This is a genomic window from Shimazuella sp. NTD248, assembly GCF_059510395.1.
Genome location: NZ_JCAJZT010000009.1, coordinates 1 through 13,082 on the forward strand (window position 1 = coordinate 1; position 13,082 = coordinate 13,082).

The 13,082-nt window shown below is 44.3% G+C and carries 11 protein-coding genes and 1 other RNA gene; 5 read left to right on the forward strand and 7 right to left on the reverse strand.

Features of this window, described 5'->3' with window-relative positions:
• Positions 1–106 precede the first annotated feature (106 nt).
• A complete protein-coding gene (locus AC5WOE_RS17005) occupies positions 107–4,402 on the reverse strand; it encodes a PDDEXK-like endonuclease domain-containing protein (protein ID WP_496053134.1) in 4,296 nt (1,431 codons plus the stop codon).
• A 377-nt stretch (positions 4,403–4,779) separates the two neighbouring features.
• Between AC5WOE_RS17005 and AC5WOE_RS17010 the strand changes: the two genes are divergently transcribed.
• Positions 4,780–5,868, forward strand: a complete 1,089-nt coding sequence (locus AC5WOE_RS17010) for a hypothetical protein (RefSeq protein ID WP_496053135.1) — start codon at positions 4,780–4,782, stop codon at positions 5,866–5,868.
• Between the two features lie 146 nt (positions 5,869–6,014).
• Here the strand turns inward: AC5WOE_RS17010 and ssrA are convergent.
• Positions 6,015–6,377: a transfer-messenger RNA gene (ssrA, locus tag AC5WOE_RS17015) on the reverse strand.
• Between the two features lie 59 nt (positions 6,378–6,436).
• Positions 6,437–6,901: an SsrA-binding protein SmpB gene (gene smpB / locus AC5WOE_RS17020; RefSeq protein ID WP_496051271.1), complete on the reverse strand. Its 465-nt coding sequence runs from the start codon at positions 6,899–6,901 to the stop codon at positions 6,437–6,439.
• A gap of 177 nt (positions 6,902–7,078) precedes the next feature.
• Here smpB and AC5WOE_RS17025 point away from each other — a divergent pair, with 177 nt between their 5' ends.
• The 3 genes from AC5WOE_RS17025 to pdaB all read left to right on the forward strand — a co-directional run bounded on the left by AC5WOE_RS17025 (position 7,079) and on the right by pdaB (position 9,776).
• Complete coding sequence (locus AC5WOE_RS17025) at positions 7,079–7,522, forward strand: DUF2690 domain-containing protein (protein ID WP_496053136.1); 444 nt, start codon at positions 7,079–7,081, stop codon at positions 7,520–7,522.
• An 819-nt stretch (positions 7,523–8,341) separates the two neighbouring features.
• Complete coding sequence (locus AC5WOE_RS17030) at positions 8,342–8,815, forward strand: glutathione peroxidase (RefSeq protein ID WP_496053137.1); 474 nt, start codon at positions 8,342–8,344, stop codon at positions 8,813–8,815.
• A 190-nt stretch (positions 8,816–9,005) separates the two neighbouring features.
• Positions 9,006–9,776: a polysaccharide deacetylase family sporulation protein PdaB gene (gene pdaB, locus AC5WOE_RS17035; protein WP_496051268.1), complete on the forward strand. Its 771-nt coding sequence runs from the start codon at positions 9,006–9,008 to the stop codon at positions 9,774–9,776.
• A gap of 46 nt (positions 9,777–9,822) precedes the next feature.
• On the opposite strand, the gene AC5WOE_RS17040 is transcribed toward pdaB, so the two are convergent.
• Together AC5WOE_RS17040 and AC5WOE_RS17045 are read right to left on the reverse strand one after the other, a co-directional pair.
• Positions 9,823–10,905, reverse strand: coding sequence for a hypothetical protein (locus AC5WOE_RS17040; RefSeq protein WP_496051267.1), 1,083 nt, complete (start codon positions 10,903–10,905; stop codon positions 9,823–9,825).
• Between the two features lie 97 nt (positions 10,906–11,002).
• On the reverse strand, positions 11,003–11,590 hold the full coding sequence (locus tag AC5WOE_RS17045; RefSeq protein WP_496051266.1) for a KinB-signaling pathway activation protein: 588 nt from the start codon (positions 11,588–11,590) through the stop codon (positions 11,003–11,005).
• Between the two features lie 134 nt (positions 11,591–11,724).
• Between AC5WOE_RS17045 and AC5WOE_RS17050 the strand changes: the two genes are divergently transcribed.
• Positions 11,725–12,024, forward strand: a complete 300-nt coding sequence (locus AC5WOE_RS17050; RefSeq protein ID WP_496051265.1) for a hypothetical protein — start codon at positions 11,725–11,727, stop codon at positions 12,022–12,024.
• A gap of 31 nt (positions 12,025–12,055) precedes the next feature.
• On the opposite strand, the gene AC5WOE_RS17055 is transcribed toward AC5WOE_RS17050, so the two are convergent.
• Complete coding sequence (locus AC5WOE_RS17055) at positions 12,056–12,808, reverse strand: hypothetical protein (protein ID WP_496053138.1); 753 nt, start codon at positions 12,806–12,808, stop codon at positions 12,056–12,058.
• 5 nt (positions 12,809–12,813) lie between these two features.
• Positions 12,814–13,026, reverse strand: coding sequence for a hypothetical protein (locus tag AC5WOE_RS17060; protein ID WP_496051263.1), 213 nt, complete (start codon positions 13,024–13,026; stop codon positions 12,814–12,816).
• Positions 13,027–13,082: the final 56 nt, after the last annotated feature.

Sequence of the window (13,082 nt, forward strand, 5' to 3'; positions counted from 1 at the left end):
CTTTTTATATTAAAATCTATATTCCACTACTGTAATAGGTATTCTTTCCGTTTCCTTGTTTAAAAAGAAAGATGCAATCCTAAATGGATTACACCTTAATAGTGTCTTATACTTTTTCTAACTCTCGACTATCGGAAGATTGCTTTGGGAAAATCTGTAGTTTTTTGCATTTCTCCCAAACAGCCTGCATAGCGGTTTCTGGATCTTGATAGAAGTAACTGCCACGAATTCGATGAAAGTGCCAGCCCACTCGTTCCAATAATGATTGACGTTCAAATTCTTGTTTCCATTGTTCCATCGTGAGAGCCTTATCTCCATCACACTCGATAGCGAGTCTCGTTTTCTGTCCTTCGATCACGATATCTAAACTCTTTCCAATCCCTATCTGGACTTTGACACTAGCGTTATAACCTTTGTCCACGATGTACTGATAGACATCTTGTTCCAGTTGAGAAGCAAATAGCTTGTCCTCTTCGATTGCTTCCGTATTTTGACCAGAAGAGATGCTCTGGCAATATTTCAGCAGGGAGAAACGAATGTCATCAGGTGATAGACCTGTCAACTCTACAGAATGGAATAAGAAGATCTGATCTCTTGCCCGACTCGTAGCAACAGTAAACTGACGTCGATCCGCATCCGAAGTTAAAGCTTTCGGCTTTTCACCGGGAAGTACACCGAGTGATAAGAAAATAATATCTCGCTCATCACCTTGGAATCGATAAGGATCACCACAAATGACATGACGGCGCATCATTTCCAGCTCTCCTAGCTCCATACGAAGGCGATCTTCTATCAGTTTCGCTTGTTCTCCCCCAGCCAATGAGATAACACCAAATGTTTTATTGGCATATCGCTCATCATTGCAGCATTTTAAAATCTGCTCTGCAACAGTAATTGCTTCTGGTTCGTTTAATCCCTTCGCATTTTCTTTAGGATTATCTACTTGAACCGGAACAGTCACTATCGATGGGGAGAGGTTATCTTGAAAGCTAGGCAGTCGCAATGGAATCATTTCATTGTCATAACTTAATTGATTGCTAAATTGGATAATATCTGGAACACTTCTAAAATGTTCTTTTAAAATCACTTTGTTGTGAATGATCCGGTTTGCTGTGTCATATAAGCTGGTAGAAATATCGAGATGACCAGACTGTGGAATATCATAAAGGTAACGTTTAATCAATTCCATATTCAAATCACTATCAAACTTCACCATATCCGGGACAATCTGACCATCGTCTCCCACAATAACTGCTTTCTTCCCACGGAGCAGCGCACTTAGTGCATACAGATTGCTCTGACTGCTCTCATCGACAATGACAACATCAAAACGATCATCATCTAGTTTAATATTTTCGATAACACGTTGGATTGGCATGATCCAAACGGGAATAGCGCCACGACATACATTGAGTTCCTCGTTGGCCTGTTTGCGATAAAGATCCAATTGTTTATCAGAACTCGTACCAATCCGCTTGATCAACTGTAACCACGAAATCAAACTGCGTTTTTCTCTTTCTGTTGTCTTTTCCAACCGTTCTTTCCAAGTCGCGTCCGCAACTAACTGACGAATGATAAAAGCTTCTCTATCTTGATGCTTATGCAGCTCTTTTTCTAATGAATCCAAGTCATTCGTCGGTGCAAATTGACTCAGCGAATACTTGAGTTGACTCCATTTCCAAGCTTCAGCAAAGTTAGCATAAGGAAAATTTTCTTCTTGTTCCAATTTGGAAACAAGTTGTGGTGCAAACTTACGAAGTTGTTCATATTTCTCTTGGAAACGACTATAGACAGTTTGCAAACTTTCCAAACGCTCAAGATCATTATAGATTTGTTCCCAACGATTCATATCTGCTTCTTGCAATGCTTTAAGCAAATCACTCCAATAGGAGTGAGCATACTCGGAATCTCTTCCTGTTACTAATATATGATGCAGCTGCTTGAAATTTTGGTTTAGTTTTTCCCACTGGAAATAGTCTTGCAGAGCTTGCAAGGCGTGTATAAAGTCTTCATACCATTCAATGCGAACATAATCCGCTTGTGGTACTCCTAGTTTTTCTACAATCGGACTTAGTTGCTGTTCTACACGCAAAGGCCATGCTAACAAATATTCAATCTGCTCCAAGCACTCTGTCAATAAATGTACCAATCTTGGCGTAGTTGCTTCCACCATTGGGCCATTGATATCTTCCATCAATCGATTCCACTTTAGAACAACGCGATTTCGCAGATCGTTACGCTCAATATAGTCTTGGATAATCTCAAAATCTTCTCGTTCTTTGGCTACTTTGCCATTGATAGTACATTCTTTAAACAGATACGAGTATTGGCGCCCAGTAATACGACGGAATACACGGCCTGTGCGCTTCATCTGTTTCATTCTTTCCAATACATATGCCACATCTTGCTTGATGGTTGCTGTTGACTTCCCAATCGGTAATTCCACATCAAACTCTAGTAAAGCTTTATCGTAGGCACTGATCCAACTTAATCGATCGCGGAATTCTTCGATCAACTCCGGCCAATCGTGCTCTTCTTTTGTTTGCTGCAAAACATTCATCTGCCAAGCATCACGGTAAATCTCTTGCAACTCTAGGATCGCTTCTTCTACAACGCGTGTAGCTGGCGGCAACAAGTGGGCAACGGAGCCAGAAATATTCCATTCTTGGTAGAACACTCGATTTTGCTCCACACTTTGTTCTACAACCTGCAATTCTTGCATCAATGCAGCAAAGTTAACAGGGTTTGGCAGCTGTGTAAGTTCAGGACGTACACTTGTTAAAGAAATACGATCTTCCGCTTTAAAATGAGACAGACCTTCCACCAAATCCTGTACTTCTTGTCCACTCATCGGCAGGGCAACATCTGGCGAAATCGAATCTGGCAGCCAGTTATGTTCACGATTTTGATGTAACCATTTGGCAGCTGAAAGCGGTGTCCATTTTTCGCCGTCGATTTCTTTTGTTCGGCTGTCCATCATCGCGATCCTGCTCATTTGTTCTTCAATATCATCGATCTTACCCCGTACATTTCTTAACTCTTGGTTAAATTCGTTGATGCTCCGCTCCAGATCAGTCAATTGTTTCGTAGATAATTGTTCGGAGATGGAACGTATCGAGGTTTCTAACTCTTTTACACTTTTCGCATCCCCGCCGAGCAAACTCACACATAAAGATCGAATCTCTTGTGGAATTTTGCCACGCAATACATCTAAAACACGCTCTTTTTCACTTGTCACCAATACACGTTTCCCTTGAGCGAGTAAATGACAGATTAAATTAGCGATCGTATGGCTTTTTCCAGTCCCAGGCGGACCTTGAACAACGACACCATCTTCGTGATTGAGTTTCTCCACGATATCTTTTTGTTGTTGGTTAGCAGGAAGAGGGAAGAGTAAATGCTCACTTAAAATATGATCTTCTTCCTGTTCTCTTTCAAATGTAAATACATCTTCGTCTTCCAGCCAAACTAAGCGAGACAGCACGCGGGAAATAGGGTATCCTTCCTGTAAACGATCGAGGACATCACGAAGCTCCTGATCCCAAGCTAATGCCCCTTTTCGACGAATAAAAACAGCCGGGCTATAGGTGACAAATGGCCGTTCTGTCGCCTTGTTTACAGGCTCCATCTCTGAAGCATAACGGCCATCCGGGCTGATCACATGTACTACTCGTTGGAGAACAGGAGATATCTCATCTTCTTGTCGCGGGGAGTATAATCCACCCTGCTCTTGTACCAACTCATGAATTTGATTGGTATGCGTAAAGGAAGTAGATGTGAGCATATCCGTCTCCATATAACTTCCTTTTGAAGTGGAAGTAAGTCGAAACTCCCCTTTTTCTGGGTAAAAATGCAGTTCTAAGGGGGTGACGATCAAGTGACGGGAAATACGTACATCACCAATTTCCCAATTGAGCAAACCATGTCCCCAAACGATTTCTACGCTGTCACCCTCTGCTTGCAGACGATTATATAAGGAAAACAACTCATCATAAACACGTTTCACTTTATACTTGGCGGCAACTTCCCCAGCCCAAGGTTTCCATTCATCGTTTAGCCAATTCTCTAGAAGTTCTACGCGCTCTGCATCTTTTTGGAACTCCTTTTTTCCTTTGCTCGCAATTGGTTTTGGCTTTTTATCTGGTTGTTTCCAGTCGCTGATCCAACCGATCAATTTTGATGGCGGTGTTGGAGCTTCGCTCAGATGTGGTCGTTCAACACTCATCCAAACTTCATCATTGCTATAAATATCATAAATATCTACTCCGCTCATACCCATCAGATCAGACTGCCACCAAACAGTTTCGTGTTCCTCGACGGTTCGGACAATTTTCTCTTGCAGACTTTTCGTCTCTTTCAGATATTGGAAAAGACGAATCACTCTTTCTCTTATTGGGTCCATCTGTGTTTTCACCTACTTTTCTATAATCCATCAACTAAACTATGTATGTGGTAAATCTATCATAACAAAAATCATACGGTGAAAAAATGGAGTTTCTCCATCAGATCGGCAAACAAATGGAAAAGTTATACTTTTTAATGTTTTAAAATTTAATTCAGATAATCCCTATAAAAATGGTTGTTGGATTAATATTTTGACGAATAATTCAACAGATTCTTATTGTAATGACAAAATTCATTGCCTGTAACTAATCTATTGCTTAGATTTTAAACTTTTGGTCTAATAGAAATAGAGTTGCCTTTTCCGTCGGTTCGATGGAAACTGGTATTTCAAGAAACTATCAGCAGCAAACAACACTCAAGCTCTAAGGAGCAGACATGAGCAATCAACACCTCCCTGAGTTCAAATCCCCCTCCAACAGTGAGACTCAAGAGAGGGTCGAGACAGGAGCAATTCTGCCTCGCTGTCCGGACAACACCGTGTTCAAGGGTGATCAGTTCACCGTCGAACATGTTCTGGGTCGCGTTCAGGGCGACAAGGAAGTAAGGTTCACCAACAGTGATGAGAAGAGCTCCGTCTGTGCTCCCCGAGTAATTGGTGGAACTGCCCATGGTAAGGTAATGGGAGACAAGATCTGGCTCCATTGCCTAGGGGAGAACGGTCATGCCAATGCAAACGAGCACCTCGAGATCAAGGAGGTCATGGGCGCTGCAATCTCGAAGAAGACAGCCGACATCGGTGTCATCCGTGAAGGCGGGCACGTGAACGCCTCTGGTCACCTCAAAGTGGCCGATGGCATCTATGGAGGGGCAATAGCTGCCTCAATCCACACGTCGATCATCGGCGAGCAAGCGCGAGTTGACGCCCGCCACGGCCTGCTCCGCTGTAGGAGGATCGACGGCCAGGCTGAGGGTGTTCGCATCGAGGCAAATGTCATCAGCCGCGGTGCACGAGCCACTGCTCGCCAGGAATTGACTGTCATATCGCTCGAAGGCCAAGCAGAAGCCAAGCGTGTGGTCATCCAAAATGAGATTGTTGGAACCCGTGTCATCGATGAGAAGGGTTGGAATCTAGTCCACAGCCTCGATTCGAAGGCACCACACGATCTCTACTCCGACTTCCATGGTGTGGCGATCGCCGAAACCTTCAACCTGAAGGGAATCATAGATGATGTTACGCTCGGGAGGCTCTTGGACATCTTCCTCAAGCAACAGATCTGGGACGATTCGATGAAGCGTCCCTACAAAGAAAATGCCCGCAAGTGGCGAGATCTGTTCGTGAAGATGAAGGAACAGCAGGATGGGAGTAAGAACTACCCCGATTCGTTCCTCGACGCCTCTTTCGAGGTGCGCGATCTCAACATGGGCGTGATCACATCGATCTTCACCATCGAAGGAGATTCAGTTGAGAAAGCCCTGCTCAGGCTGACTGCCGCCATCCGCGAAAAGATGATAGTTCTGAGCTGACAAGCACCCCCGCCGGACTGATGTCCAGCGGGGGCGCTTGATTTTAGGACAATACTCCCCATGTTCTTACGAAAAATACCTATCAAACTCATATATATAATAAAAAACCGTAACCCACAAAAGGTTACGGTTTTTTATTATATATATGGTGGAGGCGAGCGGAGTCGAACCGCTGTCCGAAGACATCACCCCACGAGGCACTCCGAGCGCAGTCGCTGTATTAGAGTCTCATCTGACAAGCTGCCCAGCGACAGGCGACTTATCAGACCAGCCACTACATTTCGCTAAATCGATCGTGGCCTATCGATCAGCTAGCCTACTAAAGTTTGAGACCCAGCAGCTCCACATAGGCGATGGAGAAGTGGATCCTAGCTACACTATTAGGCAGCTAGAGCAAGATTTTCGTTTTTGCCAGTTATTATTGGCTTCCGCGTATTTAGCGAGATACGCAGCCCCTCGGCTCGCTCCTCGTGGGACAATCATCCCCGTCGAATCCCAAAAACGCCCCCATATCAAAAGAGCAATAACGACTTATGATTATAACACGTTTACTCTTCTTTGTATAGGGTCAGCGATTTTGTTCTTTTAACTTCCGTTCGATCATGCGATCGGCATCCCGTTTTGCCGCAGATGCACGTTTATCATACAATTTTTTCCCTTTGCCAAGAGCCAATTGCAGCTTTGCAAACCCATCCCGCAGATGAAGATCGAGTGGAATCAACGTAAGTCCTTTTACCTTGATCTGTCCGATCAATTTGTTGATCTCTTTTTTATGCATCAGCAGCTTTCGGGTGCGAGTAGGATCGACATTGTATCGATTTCCTTGTTCAAATGGACTGATATGCATGCCAACGACATAAAGTTCCCCTTTAGTCACCCTCGCATAAGCATCTTGCAGGTTTACTTTTCCCTTTCGGATCGATTTGATCTCGGTTCCAGTGAGGACAATCCCTGCTTCATATGTCTCTTCTATATGGTAGTCATGTGTTGCTTTTTTATTCCGAGCTACCACTTTTGTTCCTTTCGTGCCCATCGTGCATCACTCCTGATCGCTATTATAGCATGTGGAGAACATTAGCTCCATCAAATTAACAGAGTACTATCTGCATCATTTTACTGTAATTTTTTAACAAATAGAATTTTATATATTATAGAAATCATTTGTGTTATATTCCATATAAGATTGTACTATCCTACTACGAAAAGGTGGATGGCTCTGCTAGGTAAGTTTCGTGCGTTTAGTATCATCAGCGTTCTCTTATTGAGCTTTTTTTTCGTAGTCCCAACCTCTCATGCTGCTAGTAGTTATGACGGTGTATCTCCAACAGCAACATCTTGTGCAAACGAAGCTACTACGTATCCTGGCGGGGTGATTGAAATCCGCTATAGTTTCAGCTGTCATACCGCATGGGCACGATTGACGATTAATTCGAATTGGAAAAACACTGATAGTATAAATACAAATAAAGCAACTATCCACCGAAATAGTGATGGCAGAGAGTATACATGTTCAGTGCCAACTGGTGGAACCTCTTGTTATACCAAAATGGTATATGACTATGGTGTAACTTCTTATGCAAAAGCTTATTACAATTACTACTACCAGCTTGCAGTACACTGGTGGCATTTTACAGGTCAAACGAGTTCATATTAAAATAAGACAAGCCTACTTCTTCAATAGGAAGTAGGCTTTATTGTTGATTCAAACCGATTACATGCGTCTGGCTCGGCGTCTCTGTAGAGATGCCGAGCCAGTGTTCCGACTATGCCACGCAGAGAGAAGGACTAGTCGTGCCAGGGACCTTCTTCGGAGTCCAGACGCTGATCTTCTGCGTCCGTCCTCACAGGCTTACGCCCGGTCGGCCTGTACCTGCCCCAGTTCTCTCCCTGTCCAGCTTCCTGACCGGAACTGGCGTCGACTCCACTGCTTTCGAGAGTGGTGGGGTCGTCAGTTGATGGAGTTGTCATGTGTGTTACCCTTCACTAACAACAAGCAATGTTCATTGCTTATATTTATTATAGTATCTATTGCCTAACTGGCAAGAATAATTTTCAGTTAGCAAGTATTTTATATATTAAAAAACTGACCCAAGAGCCCCTATGGATCAGTTTGTGTTCTGCTTATATGTGTGACTGGCTCGGCATCCCAAAAGAGATACCGAGCCAGCGTTCCTAGGTGGACTAGGACCCAAGAGGACTTGCCGTCACTTCAGACGAGAAGTCCGCCGGTGGTCCCGGCCGTCAGTCCGTTGTGGTCTCGCTCCCCTCGGAGCTCTCGTCTTCGGTCTGGTCGACCGGTTCACCATGCGGAGAACCCATGGGTGTTTCCCTTCTCTCAGTGGCAGCTGTCCTGCCTCTACTTTGAATTATACCATACAATATTCAAAAAAAAATACTATTTCGTTAATTTGCTTCCCTCTCCTACTCTGCTAAACTATAGTTAGTTACTCTTACAAAAAGGAGATTACATACCATGAGCATATATGATATCAACGTTACTACTTCCATTGGGGAAGAGAAATCCCTTGCCGACTACCGCGGAAAGGTACTACTAATCGTTAACGTTGCGAGCAAATGCGGATTTACACCTCAGTACAAAGGTTTACAAGAACTATATGAAAAATACAAAGATCAAGGATTAGAGATCCTCGGTTTCCCTTGTAACCAGTTTCTCGGACAAGAACCTGGAACGAACGAAGAAATTCAAGACTTCTGCCAAGTGAATTATGGAGTTTCCTTCCCTGTGTTTGCCAAGATCGATGTCAATGGATCAAATGCCCATCCTCTATTCAAACAACTCACCAAAGAAGCTTCTGGAATCCTCGGTGGAGCGATCAAATGGAACTTTACAAAATTTCTCGTCGATCAGGATGGTAAAGTCGCAAAACGCTTTGCACCAAATACGGAACCGGAAAAAATGGCAGATAAAATTGAGGAACTTCTGTAGCATTCCTTTGTTTAAAAATAAAAGCAGGATAAACAAACACCTACCAACGAAATGGGGGTGTTTGTTTTATATATGAATAATGTTTTCCAGTTAACAGATTCAAACAAGAACATTTCAAGAAATCAGACATAAGTTGTCCTGACCGCCCATACGATGAAAGTAGGACAAACGGATGGAGGTCAATTTTAAAATGAACTTTTTCTGGATACTATCAGCCAAACAGCTAAAGAAAGTCGGCTTACTTGCACTTGGAATGGTTTTTGCAGCGGGAATCGTCTATGCCGAACGACAAAATGTTGATGTATTTCTCCCATTAGACGATAATGGACCTTCTGCGATTTATAGTGTAAAAACCGATAAAAAAGTGGTAGCACTCACCTTTGATATCAGTTGGGGGGAAGAGCGGACCGGTCCCATTCTTGATGTACTTGAGCAAAAAGGGATAAAAAAAGCTACCTTCTTCCTCTCCTCTCCTTGGTCAGAAGGTCATCCTGATATTGTAAAACGAATCGTAGACGCTAAGTGGGAAATCGGCAGTCATGGTCATAAACACGAAAACTATAGCACATTATCGGATGCAGAGATTCGTAATCAGATAACGAAGTCAGATAGCATTTTAAAAAAGGTAACAGGTCTCAAACAGCTCAATCTCATACGATATCCAAACGGCGATTTTGACAAACGAGTACTAAAAATTGCAGATGAGATGGGCTATAAATCGATTCAATGGGATACTGATTCACGCGATTGGATGAACCCTGGTGTCGACCAAATTACAAAGCGTGTTGTTACCAAAGCACACCCAGGAGATATTATTTTGCTCCACGCTAGTGACTCCTGCCGTCAAACAAAAGACGCCCTTCCTCAAATCATCGACCAACTTCGAGCAAAAGGCTATGAGTTTGTGACGATATCCGAGTTATTAGCAGGATCAGATGTAAAGCAAAAATCAGTAAACTAAACTTTCCATCCAAAAGAGATGCTAACTGCAAAGTCAGCATCTCTTTTTACATTCCAAAACCGTCTACTTCGAGCAATTGCCCAGTTAACTTTAACAAATACATCGCTACTTCCGGATTTCTTCGGCCTAATCCACATGAACATGCGATATCGACGGTATGACTGCGAACCGATTCAATATGTTTTAAAATCATCTTTGACTCTTCAAAATTTCGCTTTTCATGGATAAAACCAGCGACAAATTTTATATTCTCTGGCAGATGGACATACTTCAAAGGCTTGTAATACTCCAATTCTAAGGAAGGAGGAGCATCTCCTTCTGCTAATGGAAAATGAACATACTCAAGCTGATAGGTCTCCGGCCATTTTTCGATTAATTTATTTGTAAAGTGAACCATTTTATCTAATGTTTTCGCATGGGTCAGCGCTTTATTATTTAGGTCTCCCCAACAAAAATGCAGACCAATAGTTGCTGCTGTATCAAGTTTTTCAATGAGTGAAAGTAAACTGTTCACAGCGATCCCATTCATCATTTTCGGAAGTTGCTGTGCCAGCGCTATTTCAGCAGGCGCTTCAATCTGAATGATGACATCACCATCTGCGATACGGATCATTTCATTTACTTCATATGCCAACCGTCGATTAAATGACTCTTGATAACGAAATGCTTGAAGTGGTCGCAACATAATCAAGCTAAGCGCAAGACCTGTTGGGATGCCCACTTGAAACTTTAATCCAGGCAAACCTTTCTCTGTCCGCAACTGCTGGAATATCGGATAACTTTTCTTAAAGTAATCCAAATATCCAAGATTTAAATACTGGTCTATATCTGCTGCCGAATGTTTAGGCTGTAATTTCACGGCTGATTGATATGATAAGGGAAATCCATTAGAACCGCGTTCTGCCTCTTTTAGTGTGTCCCAGTGTTCTTTATCTTTCAGACAACTATCAATAACGGAATTAATCCCAGCAGACCGATTTCCGTTTGGATATTCTTTTGATTTCTCTCCAATCTCCCCATCCGGCAAGGAAATAAGCGAGTCACCTAGAATTTGAATTGCTTTGGTCATTGCATCCCTCTCATCTAAAAAAGGCATGCTTCCAATCAGCAATGTGTTTCTTCTCGTCATATAATTCCCCTCTTCGGAGGTTTTGTCGGCTACATCTCAGATTATATAAGCAAAATAAAAAAAGAGGCCGCTATGAATCAGACCTCTTTCTAACAGTTTAGTTATTTTTTTGTGAACGAGTGACCAGCCAAGAGAGCTGTAAAATCTGATAGCTGTTACAAACGAGTAAAATCATTACCGTAAAAACGACAAATGGCAAGGGAACTTCACCCGCTTTCGAATTGATCGAAGGGATCGCTTCCAACGTTGTTGCCGCTACCATAAAAAACAGCGTTGGGACAAATGCCCCTGCAACACTTTTTGCTGACTTCCACCAAGCAACTGCAAGGGAAATAAGCAAAATCACAAGTGGTACAACCAGATGAGCGATCAGAGATGATCCTGCAAATTTACTTGTATTTAAATAAATCAAATTAAACAGCAGGATGAGGATTAAAAAAATTTGAATCGACGAAAAAAGCTTTGGATTGCGCAAAAAGCCTTTTGCTAACCAATTAAAGACCAAATAAGAGAAAAATCCAAGTTCGGCAACTGCCGCAAATGTTAATCCTGTCAATAAAATTTGGGTAAACTCCCCCAGATTCGTTCCGGTAGCTGCACGGATTCCATAAGCCAATACAATGGACAGCACTGCTCCGACAATCAGGGTAGAGCCAATCCAAAAGAACAATTTTTTTAATGTCATATGTATGAGCACTCCCTTGCTTCGTCTAAGATTGTAGCATATATAACCCTCCCTTTCACTTATCACCCCATTTCAAAAAAAAATTTCACTTTAGAGGAAAAAGGGAATTTTCTTGGAAAAAACTTCTTGGTAGAATGAGGGTAAGCGAAATCTACCCCGGAAGGGATCACGGTGCATCTCGAAATCAACAGGTTTACGGCCATTATCTGGCTGGTATTCCTGGCCATCAACGCACTCTTCTTCTGGCTCGGAGGGAAGTTCAAGGAGAACAAGAAGGCACTGAACGTCGAAAACATTCGGAAGCTCATCAACGGGCTGACTCCCATGGAGGCGAACCAGATCGCCGACTCGGTGCTGAGGCACTTGGAGAAGGGAGCCAAGGAAGGCTCGACAGAACAGCGAGTGTGGACTGCTCAGCACATGTTCGCTCGTGAAGTCCACAATGCCCGCGTAGAAGCGGAAAAATCAGAAAAGACAAAAGACCCCAAGGACATCAACGAGTTCCTCACCTTCTTCAACGAGAAGTTCAAGGACGCCTTCCACTACTTGGACTGGCTCTCCATGGGCCTGCTGAGTGAGAGTCAGAGGCAACAGAAGATCGAACACCAGGAGAAGCTGCTTCTCGAACAGGAGTGTGCAGAAGTTCCCACTGGACAGCGCCCGCAGAAGCTCGGTCGACAGCAATTCACACAGGGGCTCGGCGGACAGCAGTTCCATCGAGGTCCCGGTGAGCAGCAGTTCCAGCAAGCCCCCGGCATTCAGCAGGTCCCGCAGGTTCTCGGCAGGCAGCAGTTCCATCGAGGTCCCGGCGGGCAGCAGGTTCAGCGTGGTCTTGTCGGGCAGTGGTACCAGCAGGCTTCCGTACAACAGGGTACCCCGGTCGCTGGCGGTCACCCCGCTTCGCGTCAGGCTTCCGTACAACAGGGTGCTCCGGTCGCTGACGGTTACTCCGCTCCGCGTCAGGCTCCCGTACAACAGGATGCTCCGGTCGCTGGCGGTTACCCCGCTCCGCGGCAGGCTTCCGTACAACAGGGTGCTCCGGTCGCTGGCGGTTACCCCGCTCCGCAGCAGGCTCCCGTACAACAGGATGCCCCGGTCGCTGGCGGTTACCCCGCTCCGCAGCAGGCCCCCGTACAACAGGGTGCTCCGGTCGCTGGCGGTTACTCCGCTCCGCGTCAGGCTCCCGTACAACAGGACAACCAGGCGTTCGGCGGGCAACCCGCTCAGCCCTCGACTCCGTATGGAGTAAACGGCACAGGTCCATACGGTACGCAAACCCCGAGCAAGCCAGTGTGGATCGGAGAAACGAGGCACCCGTAATCTCTTCTTCCCAGTAGATTCCGTCCGGTGGCGGAGACAGGATGCAACACACCTGTCCCCGCCGCCCCGAGCATATAATGAGATACCCATAGATCAAAGACCAAAGCTAATGACACGCTTTGGTCTTTTTTATTTCTCAAGAAGAAACTATTGGAAATTACCCATATCTCCG